The following is a 20,215-nucleotide window of genomic DNA, read 5'->3' on the forward strand; positions in this document are numbered from 1 at the left end:
ACTATCGAATTAGCTTACAGGAGGATTACACTTTTGTAAGAATTAATTTTTAGAAATTGTCACCTAAATTTATTACTAACTATTAGAACTTAGTGTTATAATTCTTGTAAGGAATGAATTCAAATTTAGATGTATAGAAAGGAACGGAGCGAATGTATAAGTTTATTACAGTCTCGTTGAAATATATATTTAAGATTTTTGGGAAGGTAGAGATACACGGAAAGGAAAAGCTACCTCAAGATGGACCATATGTGGTTGCTTGCACACACACAAGCTTTATGGATGTGTTAATGTTAGCGGCAGGGATGGTACCAACACAAATTCATTACATGGCGAAAAAAGAGTTGTTTCAAAGTAAATTTACAAATTGGTTTTTTAAGAACGTAAATGCGTTTCCTGTTGATCGTGAAAATCCGGGGCCAAGTACATTGAAAATCCCATCTCGTTTATTAAAAGATGGGAAAGTAGTAGGGATTTTTCCAAGTGGTACGCGATCTTCGGAAGATGTTTCATTGAAAGCTGGAGCTGTTACAATTGCGATGCGTTCTAATGTTCCATTAGTTCCCGCTGCTTATATCGGGCCATCGAGTGTAAAAGAGTTATTTAGCAGAAAAAGAGCACAATTAATTTTTGGTGATCCAATTCAAGTAGAAGCATCAGAACAGATGAGCCGAAAAGAAGTGATGCAAGCGATGACGGATCAATTGAACAAAACATTTGAAGAACTGACAGAAACGTTGCAAGAAGGACAAACAGCATAATGTGAACGTAAAAAGACGACCGGCATAGACGGTCGTCTTTTTCTTACTATATATAAAGGGGAAAGGGGACACAAGGTTATACAAGACTGAATGCAGCAGCGTAAATGAAAGCTGTAAGAAGAGTTGCACCGCTAGCAAGTCCAATAAAATCTTTTTTGTTAAAACTGATGTTGTTCATAGTCACTCTCTCCTTACTTATTTAATGTAGTAGCAACTGTTTTTGCATCAAATAGGGCAGATAGCACCATGCTCATTGTATTTATGAATTTGTTCGTTTTTATTTTGTTTATCATGCGTATCCGCTCCTATACGAATGCTTGTTGTTACTTTCTGACTTAATTGTACGAAATATAGAAGGTAGTCACTATCGAATTAGCTTACAAAAGGATTACATTTTTGTAAGGAACAATTAATTAGACTAAGTGTTTTATGGTAAAATATACTAGTAGAATATTAAGGGGATTGAAGAGGAGGAACATTATGGGGAAGTTAAGTAATATAAAATGTGGGGTAATAACCTGTATGGTCTTGGCATTAGGGATAAGTGGTTGTGGTGTAGAAAAAAAGAAAGAAGATAAAAGTGCAGCCGCTCAAAAAGAGGTAGAAAAAGTGATTTCAGAACAAGTAAAAGCAATTAATCAGAAAGAAATTGATGATTATATGAAAACATATTCGAAAAAAATAAATGCATATGATGCAATAAAAGAAGAGAACGAGATTTTATTTGATGAGTATGATGTCAAAATTAAGATGGATCGAATGCAAGTTTTATCTATTAATGATAAATATGCAACTATAGAGACGAAAACAACAGCCAAAAACAAAGATAGAAGTACAGATTATACGGATAATGTTGTAAAGATGCGTTATGTATTAGAGAAAGAGAAAAATAAATGGGTTATTACAAGCCAAGGGCTATTAAATGCCGAGACATTGGATGGGAAATCTTTAATAATAGAGAGCTATGGAAAAAAATCTTAAATATCAAAATTAGAAGTAAACAAGAAAAGACCTAGCAATAGTGTGTACTATATAAATCCATTTTGATTTTTCGACATATAGGCCGCGGCTATGGATAACAAAAGGTGACCTGCACTCGTTTTCTCTCTTTGTTTTCACTATGTCTGGGCAGGAAAAGGATTTGACCGCTTCTATGCATGGCCGGATGCTCTCTCCCATCTAAAAAGAAGGGTTTTATGTCGGTTTTTTAATTTGTACTTATATAAACGATTTAAACAAAACTTGTATATGAGGTAACTTTGAATCTATTAACATAAAGGGGATTTAATATGCGAAAAGTAGTACATATAAAATTGGGAATGTCATTGTTAGCGGGTGTCTTATTACTTGGAACTATAGGATGTTCAACAAAAAGTAATACAAAACCTAAAGAAAATAGTGTGGAAAAAGAAGTGAAGCAAGTATTAAAAGAGAATGTAGACGCATTTAACAAAGAAGACTTGGACGGATATTTAGATACACTTTCGAGTAGCGTGGATAGTTATGAGATTTCAGAAGAAACAACAAAACAGATGTTTGAAGTACTTGATTTAAAAGTTAGTTTAAAAAAAGTAAAAGTACTGTCTTATTCAGATAAATATGCAACTGTAGAAGTAAAACAAGAAACGAAGAATAAAAGTAAAAATACGAATTATAAAGACAATGTAACAGAATCTGTACACACGCTTGATAAGGCAGGTGACAAATGGAAAATAAAAAGCACGTCAATAAAATCGATAAAAACATTGGATGGAGAAGAAATTGAATCTCCAGATGAATTATTTTCAGCGGATGGAAATAAAAGTAGTGCAAGTTCTTCATCCCCCCCTACTGCTGAGGATAAAGCAAGGAATAGTTTGAAAGAGAAAGGTAGTTCAAATCAGCCTCCTCAATCCGGTGAAAGTATTAGAGCGAAATATGTAAAGAGTGCCGATATTAAAGGTGGAACAATTATAAATGGAGATAAAATTGAATTCGAAGGATATGGAGTACAAATTGTAGACGGTGAATTTGATTCCCAAAAGCTAACCGGTGATCGAATTACATTAAAAATTAGGGTTGAGAATCGAACTGGACAAAGGATGAATATGTACCCGAACAATACGGTTATTTTGCAAGATGATAAACAAATTTCTCCATTAGATCGTGACAAGCTACCAAGAGGTAATGATATATATGTTCAAGATGGTGAAGCGAAAGAATATATTATTAGTTTCCCAATGATTGAAGCAAAAGAGTTTGCTATTAAATTTGTTGCGGCAGGAGAGGCTGAAGGTGATAAAAAGAGCCGATATGAGGAGCATGTATTTATCTACCAGCCTGAAAAGCAGGAGCAAAATAGCAAAGAGGATGTAAATTCGTTATAAAGGAAGGAGAAGATTATCCTAAGATAATCTTCTTTTTTATAAGATGGGGAAAGAGGTGAGCATATGGCTAATATTAAAGAGATTGCAAAGTTAGCTGGTGTATCAATTACGACTGTTTCTCGTGTTTTGAATCACCATCCATATGTAAGCGGAGAAATTAGGTATTATGGTTCCAGATGATTTAGCGATTATTGGTTTTGATAATCAGCCGATTTCCCAAGTGTTACAAATCACAACGATTGATCAACAGGTGAAAGAAATTGGTCGAAATGCTTTTGAACTCTTTTATAAACAAACAAAAGATCATAATTGGGAGCAAGAAAAAAAGGAGATTCCTTACACACTTGTGGAACGATCGACTGTTAGAAAATAAAATAAAACTTTCTTCATAGGGAGTGTAAGAGATAAATCCGTTGTGCTTGTATTGCACAGCGGATTTTTTTGAAAATGTATTTGACTGGAAACGCGTTTCATACTTTATAACTGAATTACACCGGTTATATAGTAATCCATGGATTCCTTTCTAGCGCTGAGACAATGAATGGAATATGGGAGGAAACGATTATGAATGAACTGTTATTTGCTGTGCAAAAATATGTAAAGTTAGAGGGAAAAATCCTATCTTTTGTGATTGGTGTATTCGAAAAGGAAAATTTTACGTTCTCATATCAATATGGTATTTGTGTTGCTACAAATATGCGCATCATATTTTATGGAAAATTACCATATTATCCGGCAACATTTGAAGAGTATGCATATTTGTATATGGAAGACATAGGTACAATCCCACAGTTGGCATTCACTCATAATGGAGAAACTGTGACAGCTAAGCATATTCAAAAAGGAAATATAGAACAGTTTGCTTATGTTGTTCAAGGACATTTGAATAATTAATCAAACAATTGTTTAAACATAATAATACGGATGCGCTCAAAAAAAGAGTGTAAGAAAAACCACTTCTATACCTCTGTAAGATAGTGATACAATGTCAAATGGGGGGAGGTAAGAACTATGGTTAATCAAAGGATTAAAGAAATCGCATTAATTACAATTGGTTCATTATTATTTGCAATTGGAATTAACTATTTTGCAATTCCAAATCGTTTATCAGAAGGCGGGATTATCGGTTTAACTGTTGTCACCTATTATTTATTTGGATGGTCACCAGGGGTTGTGAACTTTGCCTTTAATGCTGTTTTATTAGCAATTGGTTATAAATTTTTTGATAAAAAAACGATGGTTTACACGATTCTTGGAATTGTGGAAACATCTCTGTTTTTATATATCACAGAAAACATTGGACATCGAGTAAATAGCGATACGTTATTAGCTGCTTTATTTGCAGGGGTGTTTGTCGGTGTTGGTTTAGGATGTATGTTCCGAGCAGGTGGTACATCGGGAGGATCAGCAATTTTAGCACAATTAGCCAATCAACATTTAGGCTGGAGTGTTGGTAAAGGTGTACTTATTATAGATATTGTTGTCATTATTGGTTCCGTGTTTATCATCGGACAAGAAAAAGCAATGTACACACTTGTTGCAGTATTTGTCGGTGCGAAAGTAATCGATTTTATCGTTGAAGGCATTAATACCAAAATCGCGGTTACGATTATATCGAGTCAACCGGATTTAATTCGTGAAACAATTACGAAGCATATGACGCGTGGTGTTACTGTGTTAGAAGGACGCGGCGGTTATACAGGGAAAAATAAAGAAGTACTTTATGTCGTTATTAACAAACAAGAGCTTGTAAAATTAAAACAAGTGATCAGCAAAGTGGATGAAGAAGCGTTTGTCGTCATCCATGATGTACGTGATGTACTTGGCGGTGGATTTAAAGCAAGCTAAAAAGATGAACGAGAGAATTCGTTCATCTTTTTTTATGAAATAAAGAGAAACTTCCATCAGTGGAACCTCCGCCTAACTTTTTTGCTTCTGCTGAACTTTGAGGCGGTGGTCTTACTGCCCGTTAGAGCGGGATAAACGTTCTATGAGTGGTGTGAGGATAGATGCTAGTTCTTGTTTGATTTGTTTTGCAAATGATGGGTTTTTACCTGAAGTTGATATGCTGACAACGTATTCATCATTTCGAATGACACCGGGTGTATGAAAAGATGATACCGTGCCGTCACTGACGACATTGACCCATTGGAAATCATGTGCAACTTGTTTGACCATCATATTTACAGTATGTTGATTTGTTGCAGCATAAATGAGATGGGCATCTTTTATATCATCTTCTGTAAATGTTTTTCGCTTCCATGTAATATAGGGAAGCTTCTTCATTTCTTCGCAAATTTCTGGGCTGACAACAGTGACAGAAGCTCCTGTATTCCTTAATCCAGCCGCTTTTCGATATGCGATTTTTCCTCCACCGATAATGACAACCGTTTTTCCTTGTAGATTAAACATAAGAGGGTATATGTTATACATGCACACATTCCTCCATTCGCTCTAATAAAGCTGACTTCATGTATGCATCAAATTGAAGGCAGTTACAAGTTGTAACGTTAGCATAATTTTTTGTATGCAGCTTAATTTTTTGAAGTAATAATCCGGTAAAGAGAAGGTAGGGCATAACATATATATGTGGAGCAGATGATGTTATGTCCTTGAGCTCATCGGCAAAAGAAGGAGTTCCTTTTGTTAAAAAGGAACAGGATACTGGCATACCGAGCTTTTGTTCGACAGCTGTTCCAATTTGTTGTAATTCATATATGGGCTGAGAATCACTACTACCTCGGCCCACGAGTAGAATTTCACTACCTTGTCTTGGCATGACTTCACGTATCCGTTTTACTACAAGTTCAATCATATGTGGATGCGTACTGAAAGGTGATGTAACTGAAAATGTTATGTGTGGATATTTCTTTTGTATTTGTCTAATTTCAAAAGGAATATCACGTTTATAGTGGGCTGCTGCAAATAATAAAACAGGGACTATTAATATTTCAGTTGCTCCTTCTGTGATTGTTTCTGTAATCGTGTCCTGAATGGTTGGTGTTGTTAGCTCCAAGAACGCTATTTTTTGGATACTTTCGTTACGCTCTTTCATAACGGATTGAATAAAGTGAATGAATTGTTCGTTACCTTTTTGCAGGCGGCTACCGTGTCCAATATAAACAATTGCTTTCATTGTGCCATCATGTCTTTCTTCGTGATAATTGCTTGTAATTGATGATCAACGTTCTGGAATCCGACCTTATTTGCATATTGTAAAGTTGGTTTGTCTGTATAGGAGAATGGTAAGTTGAGAATATGCATGAAGCCAAGACGTTTCGCTTCTGCTAGAAATGTATCAATTGCTGCACGTCCTTCAAATACAATACTATCCCATGTAAATTCAGAAAGCATACGTGTATGAACTTCATCAAACCGATGATCAGTTTGATATTCATGTGTCATCATATAAGAACCAGCGCCGATTTTTTCTTGAATGATAGAAATTCGATTGATATTTCGCCCTAAATAAACGGTTGTCTCGGTGGAAGAACTTGCTGGTTCGCCTAATAAACCATACTGCATGAGTGCTTCTTGAGAAGCGCTATTCATGTACTGCAACGCTGCTCGTAAGGAACGAATATCTTTACGTTGCTGTGCACATGCTCGTAACAAGATTGCTACACTCTCAGCTGAACAGAAAACAAGGCGCTCCGCTTCAAATACTTCATGGAGCTGCTCAGGTGTTAGGGTATATTCATGTTTTTTGAAAGTTGGAATTCGATATATTTCTGCCCCAGCGTCTTGTAATGTTTGTTCTACTATACTTACTTTATTTGTTGCAGAGGCAAACAAAACTTTCTTACCATGCAGTGGTTTACGTTCCTTCCAAGCAATTTGTTTTCGCAAAGAAACGACATCACCAACAATCGTCATCGAGGGATTTGAAATATTTTCGCTTTTGACGTTGTCAACAATTGTTGTTAGTGTCCCTGTGACAACGCGCTGCTTTCCAGTTGTACCCCATTCAATTACTGCTACGGGCGTCTCTTTTTTCTTTCCTGTTTGTAGTAAATTTTCACAAATAGTTGGTAAATTTTTTATGCCCATGTAAAAGGCAACAGTATCACTATTTAAGAGTGAACTGTAGTTGACATTATCGCCAATAGGACCTTTTGTATGCCCAGTTAGTAATGTTACGCTATTACTGTAGTCACGATGGGTGAGAGGGATACCAGCATATGCACTAGCGGCAATGCTAGATGTAATGCCTGGTACAATCTCATATGGAATATTTTCTGTTGCTAAAGCTTCTGCTTCTTCACCAACCCGGCCAAAAATAGATGGATCTCCGCCTTTTAAGCGGACAACCGTTTTGCCTTCTTTTGCAGACTGAAGTAAATGAGCGTTAATCATTTCTTGTCGCATAATATGATTTGTTGGCATTTTTCCGCAATAGACAAGTTCGCATGTTGGTCTCGTATAGCGAAGTAAATTTTGATTCAATAAGCGATCATACAGTACAATATCTGCTTTCTTTAGGCAATCTATCGCCTTTTTTGTAATGAGCCCTTCGTCTCCTGGTCCTGCACCAACTAAATATACGTATCCGTTCATCTCCACACCTCATCTGTTTTACTTGAAAGGAAGCCAAGAGGAGGCTTCCTTGTGCAAGCTACATGTATATATAAATCTCCCCGTCAATAACTTCTACTTCATACGTTTGAATACAACCATCATCAGGTTTTTGTACTTCACCTGTTACTAATGAAATTTTCCAATCATGTAGCGGACAAAAAACGAATTCTCCAGATACAATCCCCTCTGCTAATGGTCCATTTTTATGAGGACAGCGATTTTCTACAGCACGAATATCGCCATTTGAAAGGCGAAACAAGGCGATGGACACATCTTTTATTTGCACCTCTTTACCAATTTGTATAGGAAGGTCTTCTGCACGCATAATTTTTATTTTTTCTTTCGTTTGTAACATATGGATCGCGCTCCTTATTTTACAGTTTCTACTTCATACATCGCTTTTAATGATTGAGTTTCTAGGGCTTGTCCCCATGCTTCTTCATATGTGCTACGAGCTGTTTGGAAACGTTCATTTAGCATAGCAACCATACTTTCATCTTGCAGTAATTGTTTAATGTGATCTAAGCCCATTCGTTCTACCCAAGGAGCTGTACGTTCGCCGTAAATACCGGTTTCACGATAATGTTGTACGTAAGCTGTAGCGATGCGCAGGACATCATCTTCCGTAGGGACAATCATTACAAAATCTGCTTCACGTACTTCTGTGCCGCCATTCCCACCAATATAAAGTTGGAATCCATTTTCAACACAAACGACACCAAAATCTTTCGTAAGCGCTTCCGCGCAGTTGCGTGGGCAACCCGTTACACCCATTTTCATTTTGTGAGGTGTATCCACCATTTCTAATGATTGTTCAAGCAGCATACCAAGACCCAATGAATCTTTTGTACCGAAACGACAGAAGCGAGAACCAACACATGATTTTACATTGCGAAGGGATTTTGAATAGGCATATCCAGAAGTCATATCTAAGTCAGCCCATACTTTTGGTAAATCTGCTTTCTTAACACCGTATAAGCCGATTCGACTTGCACCTGTTATTTTTACGAGCGGTACATCATACTTTTTCGCAACTTCGGCAATTTTCATTAAATCATCTGCTGTTGTAACGCCGCCGTACATACGTGGAATAACAGAAAATGTACCATCGTGCTGAATGTTACCATTCATTCTTTCATTGACGAAGCGAGACGATTTATCATCTGCATATTCTTCTGGAACAGCCATACGTAAATAGTAATTTAATGCAGGACGACATTTTGAACAGCCATCTTCGTGTGTAAAGCCAAGTACGTTTCGTACTTCCCTTGGTGATTTTAAACCTTTCTCATGAATTGCTGCTACGACTTCATCACGAGACAACGTTGTACATCCACACATGCCTGCTGTTTGAGCAGAAGCATCAAAGCTATCTCCAAGCGTATGAGATAAAATTTGTTCAACAACTGGACGACATTTCCCACATGAACCTGCAGCTTTTGTACATCCTTTTACTTCTTCAAATGTTGTTAAATCTTGTTCTAAAATTGCGCGGACAATTGTTCCCTTTGTGACACCGTTACATCCACAAACTGTATCATCGGCACTCATACTTGCAACGTCAAGTCCACTTTCTTCACCAGCTTTGTGAAGAAGAGAAGCTGGTGTATATTCTTGTATATCTTCTTTTTTCTTTAACATGCTAAAGAGACGTGTGCCGTCAGCAGTATCACCATATAAAACAATACCAACGACTTTATTGTCACGGATTAATACCTTTTTATAAGAACGTGTACATTCATCAAAGATTGAGATTGCTTTCGTTGCATCGTCTTCATAAATTTGACCAGCGGAGAATAAATCGCATCCTGCAACTTTTAATTGTGTACCGACAATACTGCCTGTATATCCGTCAGTTTGTGAATTTGTTATATATTTTGCTAATATAGCACCTTGTTCATAGAGAGGGGCAACAAGACCATATGCAATACCGTTATGTTCTGCGCATTCCCCAATTGCATAGATCGATTCATCACTTGTTTGCATATAGTCATTGACTACAATACCGCGATTTACAATTAAATCAGCATTTTTTGCTATTTGTGTATTTGGGCGTATTCCAACAGCCATTACAATTAAATCGCATGTTACAATATCGCCATCTTCAAATTGAATACCCTCGACGTGATCTGTACCAAGAATTTTTACCGTTTTCTTTTCCATAAGAAACTTCATACCTTGTGATTCTAAATCTTCACGTAGTAATGAAGCCGCTTTAGAATCCAGTTGTTGTTCCATTAAGTTCGGCATTAAATGAACAACGTGTACGTCCATCCCTAAGTCAATGAGACCTCGTGCAGCTTCTAAACCAAGTAATCCACCGCCAATGACAACTGCTTTTTTATATTCCTTAGCAGTATTTATCATAAATTGTGTATCTTCAATTGTTCGAAATCCTGTCACACCAGGCAGCTTTGAACCTTCAACAGGTAAGATAAAAGCGCTGGAGCCCGTTGCAATAATGAGTTTGTCGTACATAACAGTGCGGTTCTTTTCTGTTACAATGACTTGTTTTTCCCGATCAATATGTATTACTTCTTCATTTGTGTATAGCGCAATATTGTTTTCTTCGTACCAAGTATATTCGCTTATGGTAATATCTTGAATATTCGTTTTTCTTTGTAGTACGTGTGAGAGCATAATGCGATTATAGTTTGGATGTGGTTCATCTCCAAAAACGGTAATGTCGTACAAATCACAATTTTGTTTTAAAATTTCTTCGATACAGCGTATTCCAGCCATACCATTTCCGATCATTACTAAACGCTTTTTCATATTCATTTCCCCTTTTAGTTGTGAAATGTTGAACAAACTTTTAATACTTATATTATAAAATTTTTAAATAATAGGAGGTGTGATGTTTATCACATTTTTCCGAGGGTTCACAAATTGTTTAAATTTGTATATTCTTTGCCGTAATTATTTTTTGTGTTTGACACATATTTCAACAGCGATGTGAAACGATGAAGAGCTTTGTTGCTTGTTGCTATTCGATCCTTACAAAAATGTAAGAGAAATGTAAGAGGATTCGATAGAATGATTTTTCCTGCATCTTTACAATAGGTCTATAGAACACATATTGTGTGAAGGAGGAATCTACCTTGAGGTGGGCAAGCATAAAGAAACGAGTGCTTTTTACTGCAATTGTGATAACAGCTGTAATTGTATTACTACTACCAACAAAGTTTGGACCAGTAATTGATAAATATAATCCGTTTTACGGTACGAAAGAATATTACACGATTGTGAAAGATATCGGTCAGCATATTGGTGATGACTGGTATGAATATGAGTTTGTCGGATATGATGAGAAGGGAAAAGAACGGAAGATTACAAAAACGGTGAAGCATATGCTAAAAAGAAACGAACCGTTGAAAATTTTCGCAAAAGGGCGTTATGGGGAATCGTTAGTAGAGATAGATACAGATCAAATTCCAATAAAAGCGAGAACTAAGCTTTTGACGATGAGATAATAAAAAAAGGTCACTATTATTTATGAAATGTAGTGATCTTTTTTATTGGAAAATATTATATAGTGGTTTACAAGATAAAGTGAAACCTTAATCGGTGGGGGTTCCTCATCCTTCACTATTTACGAAGAAACAAGAAAAGCAGTAATATCCATTCATTCATGACAATATTGTAAGGTATATGTAAGGTAATTCGATAGTTGTAATCTATCGGTTCCAGTACACTATAAGTAGAAAGATTGGAAAAACAACTTTCTGTTTGAAATGATGAATTTTTAACAACCAACTAACTATTTAATAGGCCTTATCTCTTTATGAGATGAGGCTATTTTTTAAAACCTTACAAGATTGTAAGGTTTACGTAAGTTAATTCGATGGCTCGTTTGTCATATTTTTTGCATAATAAGAAAAGATAAGAAATTAGGGAGACTAGGTGAAGGGAGAAGAATGGGATGCGAAAAGAAGAAGTAGTTAAATTTCAAATAAAGGATTGCTGTAGCTACTTTACTGTTGCGATTGTATGTATTGGACTTTTTGATATAATTTCAAATTTAATTGTTAAATAGATGATAAAGTGAAACTTTAATCGGTGGAGGTTTTCTTCATCCTCCACTGATTATTATATAAATACAAATTAAAAAACTGACATAAAACCCTTCTTTTTAAGCAGGAGAGAGCATCCGACCATGTATAGAAGCGGTCAGATCCTTTTCCTGCCCAGACACAGTGAAAACAAAGAGAGAAATGGAAGGTAATAGAATGATAGAATGCAGGTAATTGTAAAGGGAAGGCTGAAAGGGGACAAATTTCAGCACAGAAAGAGGTAGAGTAAGTGAAAAAATTCTTTGTAGGATTTTTAGTTGTCCTTGGAATGTATTTGTTTTTCAGGGGAGAGTCTGAAGGAATGGAAAAATCGACGAATCAAATGAGCTATGTTGATTCAGAAGAAGCGAAACAGATGAAACAAATTATTATAGAAGAAGCAAAGAAAGTAAATCTTCCAGAATGGATACCTCTTACAATTGCTGAACATGAAAGTCGTTTGAACCCAAGAAGTGTTGGAGATAAGGGGACATCATTTGGATTGTTTCAATTACACCGCGGCGGAGGACTTGCTCCAGATCATTTAACGGACGAGCAATTAAAAGATCCACGTACAAATGCGGGAATTGCAATGCCTCATTTGATGAAAGGATATAAGAGGGGCTTACAAAAAGGATTAACCGATTTAGATTTACTAAAATATATAGCAAATACGTCTGGATGGCCAGGTAATCTTGGAACAGAGTGGACGGATAAAAATATGAAATATAACGTTGGGCTAGAGAACGTGTACTATCGAAATAAAGGGTTAGTGAAAGAGTAGGTAAATACCTACTCTATTTTTCTATTAAAAAAAGTTCCATTTCATTCGACTTATAGGTAAAACCTATTTTTTTGTATAATGGTTCACCATCTGCAGAAGAATGAAGCCATATTCTTTTTACATTCTTCTATACAATGGTGCAAGAGTTGTTTTGCCATGCCGTGACCTCGGTGTTGTGGCAGTGTATACATGTTCAAAATATAAGCTTCTTTTCCTTCTAAGTTTTCAATATAGGGTGGACGGCGGAAAAAAGTAATACCGCTAATACTGACAACCGTTCCGTTTACCTCAACTACATAAGCGACAAATTGCTTTGTTTGCATTTCTGTTTGTAAATATTGCTTTGTGGCTAGTCGGAAAGGATCTTCTTCTTTCTGAGAATACAGTTCGCCTACTTCTTTCAGTAGAGCGACACGTAAATTAATTAGTGACTGTATATCATCTAGAGTTGCTTTACGAATCGTATAATTCATCTTCTTTCACCTCGAATTATTGCATTGTAAGATATTGTTCTAGCTGCTGTTTCACATCTTCTAGTTTTGTAGAGACTTGCGGGATGTTGTATCCAACATATAATGGTGACACAACAAAGCGAGGAACAACTTTACAAATAATTTTTCCATGTAGGTGATAGAAGAATAAATTGTAGCTGCTGCACCCTTTATGAAAATCTGTTAATATGTAACGCACGGTTTGCTGAATATAATTTGCCATCGTATCAATTGCTTCTACATTTTCAATGACAATATTAAACTCGGTAAAGCCGATAATTGGTTGTGTAGAAATATTGAGTTCAATCTGTTTCTCTTTTTTGACGATTACACCTTGGAATTGTTCAGGTGTTACATTTTGACGATAGTCTACATATTTCATCCCAATAATTTGCATATGAGCATGATGAAGGCTCCCGCCTGAAAATGGACCGTGATTTTTATATAAAATAACAGATTCAAATTCATTGCTTTTTTCTAAAGCTAACCAATGTTTAATGTACTTCCCGAAAGAAGTCCCCATCTTCAAGCGCGTGACGGGCGATAGCCAAGCGATAAGGTGGGGATGAATTTCGGTTAGGCATCGCCTAACTGACTTGTAAGAATAACCAATTATGATTGTGGTGCATACATTCAACATCTGATATATTCACTTGTTTATAAGATTTAGCAGGATTTTGTATATAATGGCCGTCCAAATCTTGCACATACACCATCTTTCCTGTAAATCCTGTCACGAATCCTATTTGTCCAAACGCTTTCACCTTATCACCTAGATACATTGTGCCTACATACGGTGTATTTTTATTATTTCTTTTCGCTGTTCTATTTTTCGTTTTTCTTCCTTTTCTTGCAGTTGCTTCATGAAGAGAACGCTTTTTCTTTCTAAATTGCTTGATGCGAAGTTCACCACTTTGCTGATATTCTCGTACCTTTTTCGGATTTGTAATTGCAATGGCATCATTATAGTGTGTTTTTGATAGCCCTAATTCTTTTCGCTTCGGTGTTGTGTAACTGCCATACGTGATCTCACATTCTAAACGCATCATGATTTGAAGCCGCAAAATATTCATAAAGGTGGTCTCTTTATACTGTTTTGGTTTCTTAAAAACGTGCTTAATTTTTCCTTGATGGAATTTTTCATGGCAATCTTCATGTACTGTCACGAGGTTCTCTGCTATATCTGAACCGCCATTACGTCGCTCAATCACATGGTGCGTATGCAAAATACCACCTTTTTTCTTACAGATTTGACATGTATATTGGTCTCTCGCAAACACATAGTATCTTGTATTCCAAAAGCCAAATGTGTCTCCTTGTTGATATTCTTTTCCTTGTATATCAGGGTTCTTAAGCTTTTGTACATCAAACTTGCCAACTTCTACAATGACTGTTGGAGAAGGTAATAACGATTTGAATGTTTCAATCCAATGAATGATGTTATCGGTTCGGCTTTGAATCGATGGGGGAAGCCAGCCTTCTTTCTTTTTTCGATTGAGAAAGCGCGCTTTTCGGTAGCGAGTTTTACGTTGTCTTCTGCTTCTGCGTAGTGTGGCTCTAAGTGTGAGATTTTCTTTCATATCCTGACGTAATTCAATGGTTCCTTTTGCTAGTACTTTTTCCTCTGTTGTAATTGCGATTCCCACATATTTTGCACCGCTATTGACACCAATTATCACAGGTTACACGGTTTCACCAGTGGCATATTGTAATTGAATGGTAAACGGTGTGTAACCTATAATCTTAGCTTTTCCTTGTTTGAGAAGAAGCCGTGCCTTACGAGTACTGCAAGGCATAAGCGGTTCTCCTCGTAAATTCTTGACAAATACACGCATGCTTTGTCCCTCCTAAGAGTTTGTTTCCCTTCGCCAATGTTTGTAGGTGTTGGCAACTTCTTATAAAAGAAGGCTTGTGGTTGACCGTTCCTTCCCAATCAGAACTGTTACAGAGCCACCATAGAGCCAAAAACTAGGGAATCATTCTTGGGTATGCAACCTACGAACGTAGCCCACAAAAGACTGAGGCTAGACAACCAAGGCTCTTTTTACAAGCCCCCACTTCAAAACGCGTTCGCGTTTAAGTGGTGGGTAGTTGACATATGTCCCTTTAAAAATATGTGTGAAATTCCCGTCTACTATATTCGTGAAAAGGAAACAGAAATCCTTTATAGTGAGAAGGGTGAACTAGGATAGAAGAAGGAGATAAGAAATGGAAGAACAAAAAAATTGTGGAACAGCAATTTTTAATAGAAAAAACAAAAGACCAGATATCCTAACATTATAAGGGTATCTGGTCTTTTATTTTTTCGTTAATAATGTGTATGGATAATATAAAGTGTTTTTTGTTGCTGTTTCTTTCTGTTTCTGTATTCTATACTTTACTGTATGTGCGACAAAGATTGTACTTACGAGTGCAATAATGGCTTTCTTCATATTTATTTCCCCTTTTATTTTTCGTTTAATTCTTGGCTAACTGCTTTTGCATCAATTAAAGCGTGGATAATCATTTTTACCATGTTCATCATTTCTTGTTCACTCCTTTTCTTATAATTGATTTAGTTCTTTTACAACTGCTTGTCCGTTTACTAGCACTTCGAAGATTGCTTTTACGATTTCTTTCATCATGATTGGTTCCTCCCTTTGTTCATCTCTTGTTTACATCTTTATTGTATAAGGAGGCGTCATTTCGTACTATCGCTTTCCATTACGGGAACATAACAGTTTTGTAAGGTTGGATGTCATATATTGAAATGTTTCGTCTATCTTCATTATTTTCAGAAAAATGACTATTCAAACGTTAAATTGGAAAGTATAATAAAGAAGTAAGTATAAATTTTCGTACGAAAGGAGTGAATGAGATGAAACGTTCTGTAGCTGTGCGCACACAATTTTTAGATTTTATCTATATTTGTCGTGCGATTTTTCATGGTGTAGTTGCTAACGGGATACGTATGCCCTTTTTTAGCAATTGCATAACAGCTATTGAACGATAGAGATCTCTTCACCCATTTTATAGAGCGTGTGAAAAGGGAGCTATTTGGCTTCCTTTTTCTATGAAAAAACCATGGGGAAAGTTTCTTTCTCCATGGTTTTTTACGTTGAAAGGAGTACGGAAAAGATGACAATTTGCAGTGTAAACAATGTAACGAAATCATTTGGTGGAAACATCATATTTGAAAATATATCACTTGAAATAAAGAATGGTGACCGCATCGGCTTAGTGGGACGAAATGGTAGTGGGAAGACAACAATTTTTCAGTTGTTAACAGGTATGGAGCTTGTAGATAGCGGGGCCATTCATATGAAGAAAGGTACACGTATTGGTCACGTGGCACAGATTCCAAAGTTTGGTGATGAAGTGACTGTGTATGACGTATTAAGCTCTGCGTTTGCAAAAGAGAAAGAGTTAGAACAACAAATACGAAAGTTAGAACAAAGTATGAGTGAGGAACAAGAGCAGAATGCTTTGCAACAATTGATGGAGAGATATGGGGTAGTACAAGAGCAATTTGCATTTTTAGGCGGTTATGAAATAGAAGCAAATATAATGAAGGTTGCCAATGGTTTACAAGTAACAGAACTGTTTTCTCGTATCTTTACAAATTTAAGTGGTGGAGAACAGACGAAGGTTAGCTTGGCGTATATGCTTCTTCAAAAACCAGATTTATTGCTTTTAGATGAACCAACGAATCACTTAGATCTATTTGCGGTGGAATGGCTGGAACAATTTTTAAAAGAGTACGCGGGGACAGTTGTTGTTATTTCACACGATCGTTATTTCCTTGATGAAGTTGTGACGAAGATTTTTGATTTAGAAGATGGTGAACTACATGTATACTACACGAATTATTCGCAGTTTGTGAAGGAAAAGGAAGAAAGATTGTTGCAAGAATTTCAATCGTACCAGGAGCAACAAAAGAAAATCAAAAAAATGAAAGAGGCGATTAAACGTCTGCGAGAATGGGCGAATCAGGCGAATCCTCCGAGTGAAGGACTTCATAAACGAGCGAGAAATATGGAGCGTGCTTTAGAGCGGATAGAGAAATTGAAAAGGCCAATTTTAGAGAGAAAGCAGATGGGGCTTCAGTTTGAAGGACAAGAGAGAAGCGGGAAAGATGTTGTTGTGATGAAGGAAGTCGGTAAGTGTTTTGCTAATCGTACGTTATTTCAGCACGTAAATGTACACATTCGGTTTCAAGAGCATATTGCGATTGTTGGTCGTAACGGTACAGGAAAAACAACATTATTGAAATTGTTACTGGAGGAAATGCAACCTGACGCTGGAGAAGTGCGTATTGGTAGCGGTGTGAAGATTGGTTATTTATCGCAACATGCATATGCGAACGTAAAATATAACGTATTAGAGGCTTTTCGAGAGCATGTTGCTGTAACAGAGGGAGAAGCCCGTCACATATTAGCTCGCTTCTTATTTTACGGTCCAGCAGTCTTTAAAAAAGTGAACCAACTGAGTGGAGGCGAACGGATGAGGCTACGGTTGGCACAGCTGATGTATCAAGATGTTAACTTTCTTGTATTAGATGAGCCGACAAATCATTTGGATATTGAATCAAGAGAAGTACTGGAAGAGGCTCTTGAACAATATAATGGAACGATACTCGCTGTTTCACATGATCGCTATTTCTTAAATAAATTGTTTGAGAAAACGTATTGGATTGATAGGAAAACACTGTTTGAGTTTATCGGGAATTATGCGTGGGCCCGTGAAAAATGGCAAGAAGGAAGAGAGAAAACAGAATCTAAAGAGCAAGAACAAATTGTTCCAAAAACGAAAGTAATAAGTACGAAGAAACAGGAATCTAAAAATATAGAAGAGCTGGAAACGAATCTTATGCATGTAGAAACGAAAATATACACATTAGAATGCGAAATGGAGCATGTACAAGATGCTGAAGTGCTGGCACAATTATATAAAGAAAAAGAAGTGCAAGAGTTGTTGCGTACAGAATTATATCATCAATTAGAAAACATGATGGAATAGACAAATGAAAAACAAGTCGCTTCTCTCACGTATATGAGTGTGGAAGGCTTGTTTTTCTTTATTTATCCCGTATTAACGGGCAGTAAAACCCCCACTGATTAAGGTCTCACTTTATTGAGCGAATGTTTGTATGGGTGTTGTTATAAAATTATTTATACTATAATTCGTGAAGGTGTTTTTTTAAATGTAGGGAAATAAGCATAATAATCAAAGACTGAGAGGTGAAATTAATGCTAGGCTACGCCCGTTTACTTACACTTGTATTTATTTGTGTTATATATGCTCTACATGTTTCACGTGAAACATTAGGATTGCAAATATTTGTTGGTGTAGCATGTTTTGTTTATTTTATAAATCATGTTTTGCTTATGATGTCGTATGAAGGAAAATGGCGTAGTATTTTCATATTGTTATCAAATGGAATTATCACAGCCATATTTGGATTTTTATTTCCGCAGACATCTCTATATTTGATTATATTTGGGATTGAGGCGGTAGGATTATTTATTAATGTTCGTTCGAAAGCAGTGGTATATTTTTTCGTAAGTTTTTTCTTTCTATCCTGGTTTACTATTTTACTATATACATATTTACATATTGGAGAAATAGATATTTGGAACAATGTCATTAATTTTATGTTTGTTGTATTTAGTGCTTTGGCAGGAGGATTAATTAGAAAATTAACTGTAGCCCATCAAATGGTAGATGAACAATATGAAAAATTGACGCTATCTCATGCAGCTCTTCAAGAAGCACATGAACAGTTACAGCTTTACGCCAAGGAAGTGGAAGAACTAACGTCCGTTCGTGAGAGAAATGATATTGCCCGAGAAATTCATGATACAGTCGGTCATAATATGACGGCATTACTTGTTCAACTGCAACTTGCAGAAGCGTTATGGAAGCAAAAATCAGATCAAACAGAAGTGATTTTACATACATGTCATGAACTAGCGAGAAAATCGCTCCAAGAGGTTAGGGCATCAGTTCGAACGCTGAAGGAGGAACAGCATTCAGGGAATATAATTGTGAATATGCGGGAGATGTTAGAGGAGTTTTCAAAGGGAACGGATGTACAAGTAACGTTTCAATTACAAGGTGATCCAATCATAATTCCATTGTCATTACAACCTACTTTACTGCGTATTATGCAAGAGTCGTTAACAAATGCAAAGCGGCATGGAAAAGCCACCATATGTGAATTGGCTTTGTGTTGTTTAGATGAAAGGGTTGTATTATCTATTTCGGATAATGGCATAGGAGTAAATGAAGTAAGTCCTGGTTTTGGACTAATTAATATGAAAGAACGTATAGAAGAGCACGGTGGACTAATTCGATTTGAAAGTGAAAAAGAGAAAGGGTTTCGATTAAAGACCGAGTTCCCACTTAGAGAAAAGATGTGGATAATAGGAGGAACGGTATGATTCGAATTATGATTGTAGATGATCAATCACTTGTTCGGGACGGTTTAGCAATGTTATTAAATTTACGTCCAGAGCTTGAAGTGGTAGGAACTGCTGCCGATGGGAAAGTAGCTGTACAAAAAGCGGAACAATTACGACCGGAAATCATTTTAATGGATATTCGAATGCCACATACAAATGGCGTAGAGGGAACTCGGTTAATAAGAGAAAGATTTTCGGATATAAAAGTACTTATGCTGACTACATTTAATGATAGCGAACTTATTTTTGAGGCATTGGAGCAAGGGGCTAGCGGTTATTTATTGAAAGATATGGAGACCGACGCTATTGTACAGGCGATATTGACGGTTCATGCAGGAGGAGTGGTGCTTCCGCAAGATATAACGGCGCAAATTGTGAAAGAGTTAAAGCGAACAAAAGCAGGCGGTATGTTAGAGCAGGCTCCGCCAAAGCAAATAGAGCAATTAACAGAGCGTGAAGCGGAAGTATTACGAGAACTTGGATTTGGATTAAATAATAAAGAAATTTCCCGGAAATTATTTATTACAGAGGGCACAGTAAAAAATCACGTTTCAAATGTAATTAGTAAGTTAGAGCTGAGAGATCGAACGCAAGCAGCCATTTTTGCTGTACGATACGGTGTAACAGCTTACACATGACTTTTGGCATAGATGAGTATGAAGAAGCGGCAGAGAATGCTGCTTTTTTTATTATGCATTTCTATCTTAAGAGAGATGGAAGGAAGAGGAAATTCTTTTACA

At 36.5% G+C, this 20,215-nt stretch carries 18 protein-coding genes and 5 pseudogenes; 13 read left to right on the plus strand and 10 right to left on the minus strand.

Annotation, left to right across the window (positions count from 1 at the left end; translation table 11 throughout):
• Positions 1–152: 152 nt before the first annotated feature.
• Positions 153–761: a lysophospholipid acyltransferase family protein gene (locus tag QRE67_RS01110; RefSeq protein WP_286123171.1), complete on the plus strand. Its 609-nt coding sequence runs from the start codon at positions 153–155 to the stop codon at positions 759–761.
• A gap of 76 nt (positions 762–837) precedes the next feature.
• Here QRE67_RS01110 and QRE67_RS01115 read toward each other — a convergent pair whose 3' ends face one another.
• Positions 838–939, minus strand: a complete 102-nt coding sequence (locus QRE67_RS01115; RefSeq protein ID WP_286123172.1) for a DUF3948 family protein — start codon at positions 937–939, stop codon at positions 838–840.
• A gap of 302 nt (positions 940–1,241) precedes the next feature.
• On the opposite strand from QRE67_RS01115, the gene QRE67_RS01120 reads away from it, so the two are divergent.
• From QRE67_RS01120 to QRE67_RS01145, 6 genes and pseudogenes are all read left to right on the plus strand, one after another.
• The gene (locus tag QRE67_RS01120) at positions 1,242–1,742 is read left to right on the plus strand and encodes a hypothetical protein (protein ID WP_286123173.1); all 501 of its coding nucleotides are present in this window, start codon (positions 1,242–1,244) and stop codon (positions 1,740–1,742) included.
• A gap of 308 nt (positions 1,743–2,050) precedes the next feature.
• Positions 2,051–3,127 carry a hypothetical protein gene (locus tag QRE67_RS01125; protein WP_286123174.1) on the plus strand — a complete coding sequence of 359 codons (1,077 nt, stop codon included), beginning with the start codon at positions 2,051–2,053 and terminating at the stop codon, positions 3,125–3,127.
• 63 nt (positions 3,128–3,190) lie between these two features.
• Positions 3,191–3,289 (plus strand): annotated as a pseudogene (locus QRE67_RS01130) (LacI family DNA-binding transcriptional regulator); the annotation flags it as partial.
• Positions 3,276–3,500: pseudogene (locus QRE67_RS01135) on the plus strand (substrate-binding domain-containing protein); the annotation flags it as partial. The pseudogenes QRE67_RS01130 and QRE67_RS01135, both read left to right, overlap by 14 nt.
• A 191-nt stretch (positions 3,501–3,691) precedes the next feature.
• Complete coding sequence (locus QRE67_RS01140; RefSeq protein ID WP_286123175.1) at positions 3,692–4,021, plus strand: PH domain-containing protein; 330 nt, start codon at positions 3,692–3,694, stop codon at positions 4,019–4,021.
• Between the two features lie 117 nt (positions 4,022–4,138).
• Entirely contained in the window at positions 4,139–4,975 is an 837-nt protein-coding gene (locus tag QRE67_RS01145) for a YitT family protein (RefSeq protein ID WP_286123176.1), read from the plus strand.
• Positions 4,976–5,086: 111 nt separating this feature from the next.
• On the opposite strand, the gene QRE67_RS01150 is transcribed toward QRE67_RS01145, so the two are convergent.
• Genes QRE67_RS01150 through nirB form a run of 5 tightly spaced genes read right to left on the minus strand, consistent with a single transcriptional unit; the run spans position 5,087 to position 10,480 of the window.
• Positions 5,087–5,560 carry a precorrin-2 dehydrogenase gene (locus QRE67_RS01150; protein WP_286123177.1) on the minus strand — a complete coding sequence of 158 codons (474 nt, stop codon included), beginning with the start codon at positions 5,558–5,560 and terminating at the stop codon, positions 5,087–5,089.
• Positions 5,553–6,263, minus strand: a complete 711-nt coding sequence (locus tag QRE67_RS01155; RefSeq protein ID WP_286123178.1) for a sirohydrochlorin chelatase — start codon at positions 6,261–6,263, stop codon at positions 5,553–5,555. Before QRE67_RS01155 ends, QRE67_RS01150 begins: the two co-directional genes overlap by 8 nt.
• Positions 6,260–7,684 (minus strand): uroporphyrin-III C-methyltransferase, encoded by a 1,425-nt coding sequence (locus QRE67_RS01160; RefSeq protein WP_286123179.1) that lies wholly within the window; start codon positions 7,682–7,684, stop codon positions 6,260–6,262. Before QRE67_RS01160 ends, QRE67_RS01155 begins: the two co-directional genes overlap by 4 nt.
• 58 nt (positions 7,685–7,742) lie before the next feature.
• Positions 7,743–8,060 carry a nitrite reductase small subunit NirD gene (nirD, locus tag QRE67_RS01165; RefSeq protein WP_286123180.1) on the minus strand — a complete coding sequence of 106 codons (318 nt, stop codon included), beginning with the start codon at positions 8,058–8,060 and terminating at the stop codon, positions 7,743–7,745.
• Positions 8,061–8,074: 14 nt separating this feature from the next.
• On the minus strand, positions 8,075–10,480 hold the full coding sequence (gene nirB, locus QRE67_RS01170) for a nitrite reductase large subunit NirB (RefSeq protein WP_286123181.1): 2,406 nt from the start codon (positions 10,478–10,480) through the stop codon (positions 8,075–8,077).
• A gap of 341 nt (positions 10,481–10,821) precedes the next feature.
• Here nirB and QRE67_RS01175 point away from each other — a divergent pair, with 341 nt between their 5' ends.
• Together QRE67_RS01175 and QRE67_RS01180 are read left to right on the plus strand one after the other, a co-directional pair.
• Positions 10,822–11,178, plus strand: a complete 357-nt coding sequence (locus tag QRE67_RS01175; protein WP_286125164.1) for a YxeA family protein — start codon at positions 10,822–10,824, stop codon at positions 11,176–11,178.
• Between the two features lie 829 nt (positions 11,179–12,007).
• Positions 12,008–12,541: a transglycosylase SLT domain-containing protein gene (locus tag QRE67_RS01180; protein WP_286123182.1), complete on the plus strand. Its 534-nt coding sequence runs from the start codon at positions 12,008–12,010 to the stop codon at positions 12,539–12,541.
• 83 nt (positions 12,542–12,624) lie between these two features.
• Here QRE67_RS01180 and QRE67_RS01185 read toward each other — a convergent pair whose 3' ends face one another.
• The 4 genes and pseudogenes from QRE67_RS01185 to QRE67_RS01200 form a co-directional block, all read right to left on the minus strand.
• Positions 12,625–13,014: a GNAT family N-acetyltransferase gene (locus tag QRE67_RS01185; RefSeq protein ID WP_286123183.1), complete on the minus strand. Its 390-nt coding sequence runs from the start codon at positions 13,012–13,014 to the stop codon at positions 12,625–12,627.
• 16 nt (positions 13,015–13,030) lie between these two features.
• Positions 13,031–13,531: pseudogene (locus tag QRE67_RS01190) on the minus strand (DUF4931 domain-containing protein); the annotation flags it as partial.
• 88 nt (positions 13,532–13,619) lie between these two features.
• A pseudogene (iscB, locus tag QRE67_RS01195) lies at positions 13,620–14,867 on the minus strand (RNA-guided endonuclease IscB).
• A gap of 462 nt (positions 14,868–15,329) precedes the next feature.
• Positions 15,330–15,470, minus strand: coding sequence for a spore coat protein B (locus tag QRE67_RS01200; protein WP_286125165.1), 141 nt, complete (start codon positions 15,468–15,470; stop codon positions 15,330–15,332).
• A gap of 419 nt (positions 15,471–15,889) precedes the next feature.
• On the opposite strand from QRE67_RS01200, the gene QRE67_RS01205 reads away from it, so the two are divergent.
• The 4 genes and pseudogenes from QRE67_RS01205 to QRE67_RS01220 all read left to right on the plus strand — a co-directional run bounded on the left by QRE67_RS01205 (position 15,890) and on the right by QRE67_RS01220 (position 20,113).
• Complete coding sequence (locus tag QRE67_RS01205) at positions 15,890–16,024, plus strand: RAxF-45 family protein (RefSeq protein WP_286123184.1); 135 nt, start codon at positions 15,890–15,892, stop codon at positions 16,022–16,024.
• Positions 16,025–16,095: 71 nt separating this feature from the next.
• A pseudogene (abc-f, locus tag QRE67_RS01210) lies at positions 16,096–18,030 on the plus strand (ribosomal protection-like ABC-F family protein).
• A gap of 230 nt (positions 18,031–18,260) precedes the next feature.
• Positions 18,261–19,454, plus strand: coding sequence for a sensor histidine kinase (locus tag QRE67_RS01215; protein ID WP_286123186.1), 1,194 nt, complete (start codon positions 18,261–18,263; stop codon positions 19,452–19,454).
• Entirely contained in the window at positions 19,451–20,113 is a 663-nt protein-coding gene (locus QRE67_RS01220; protein WP_286123187.1) for a response regulator, read from the plus strand. The genes QRE67_RS01215 and QRE67_RS01220 overlap by 4 nt, the downstream gene beginning before the upstream one ends.
• Positions 20,114–20,215 lie beyond the last annotated feature (102 nt).

The organism is Bacillus sp. DX3.1 (genome assembly GCF_030292155.1).
Classification (GTDB): domain Bacteria; phylum Bacillota; class Bacilli; order Bacillales; family Bacillaceae_G; genus Bacillus_A.

Coding starts and splice junctions, on each gene's coding strand:
- QRE67_RS01110 (WP_286123171.1), top strand. CDS start 153: ATGTATAAGTTTATTACAGTCTCGTTGAAATATATATTTAAGATTTTT.
- QRE67_RS01115 (WP_286123172.1), bottom strand. CDS start 939: ATGAACAACATCAGTTTTAACAAAAAAGATTTTATTGGACTTGCTAGC.
- QRE67_RS01120 (WP_286123173.1), top strand. CDS start 1,242: ATGGGGAAGTTAAGTAATATAAAATGTGGGGTAATAACCTGTATGGTC.
- QRE67_RS01125 (WP_286123174.1), top strand. CDS start 2,051: ATGCGAAAAGTAGTACATATAAAATTGGGAATGTCATTGTTAGCGGGT.
- QRE67_RS01140 (WP_286123175.1), top strand. CDS start 3,692: ATGAATGAACTGTTATTTGCTGTGCAAAAATATGTAAAGTTAGAGGGA.
- QRE67_RS01145 (WP_286123176.1), top strand. CDS start 4,139: ATGGTTAATCAAAGGATTAAAGAAATCGCATTAATTACAATTGGTTCA.
- QRE67_RS01150 (WP_286123177.1), bottom strand. CDS start 5,560: ATGTATAACATATACCCTCTTATGTTTAATCTACAAGGAAAAACGGTT.
- QRE67_RS01155 (WP_286123178.1), bottom strand. CDS start 6,263: ATGAAAGCAATTGTTTATATTGGACACGGTAGCCGCCTGCAAAAAGGT.
- QRE67_RS01160 (WP_286123179.1), bottom strand. CDS start 7,684: ATGAACGGATACGTATATTTAGTTGGTGCAGGACCAGGAGACGAAGGG.
- nirD (WP_286123180.1), bottom strand. CDS start 8,060: ATGTTACAAACGAAAGAAAAAATAAAAATTATGCGTGCAGAAGACCTT.
- nirB (WP_286123181.1), bottom strand. CDS start 10,480: ATGAAAAAGCGTTTAGTAATGATCGGAAATGGTATGGCTGGAATACGC.
- QRE67_RS01185 (WP_286123183.1), bottom strand. CDS start 13,014: ATGAATTATACGATTCGTAAAGCAACTCTAGATGATATACAGTCACTA.
- QRE67_RS01205 (WP_286123184.1), top strand. CDS start 15,890: ATGAAACGTTCTGTAGCTGTGCGCACACAATTTTTAGATTTTATCTAT.
- QRE67_RS01215 (WP_286123186.1), top strand. CDS start 18,261: ATGCTAGGCTACGCCCGTTTACTTACACTTGTATTTATTTGTGTTATA.
- QRE67_RS01220 (WP_286123187.1), top strand. CDS start 19,451: ATGATTCGAATTATGATTGTAGATGATCAATCACTTGTTCGGGACGGT.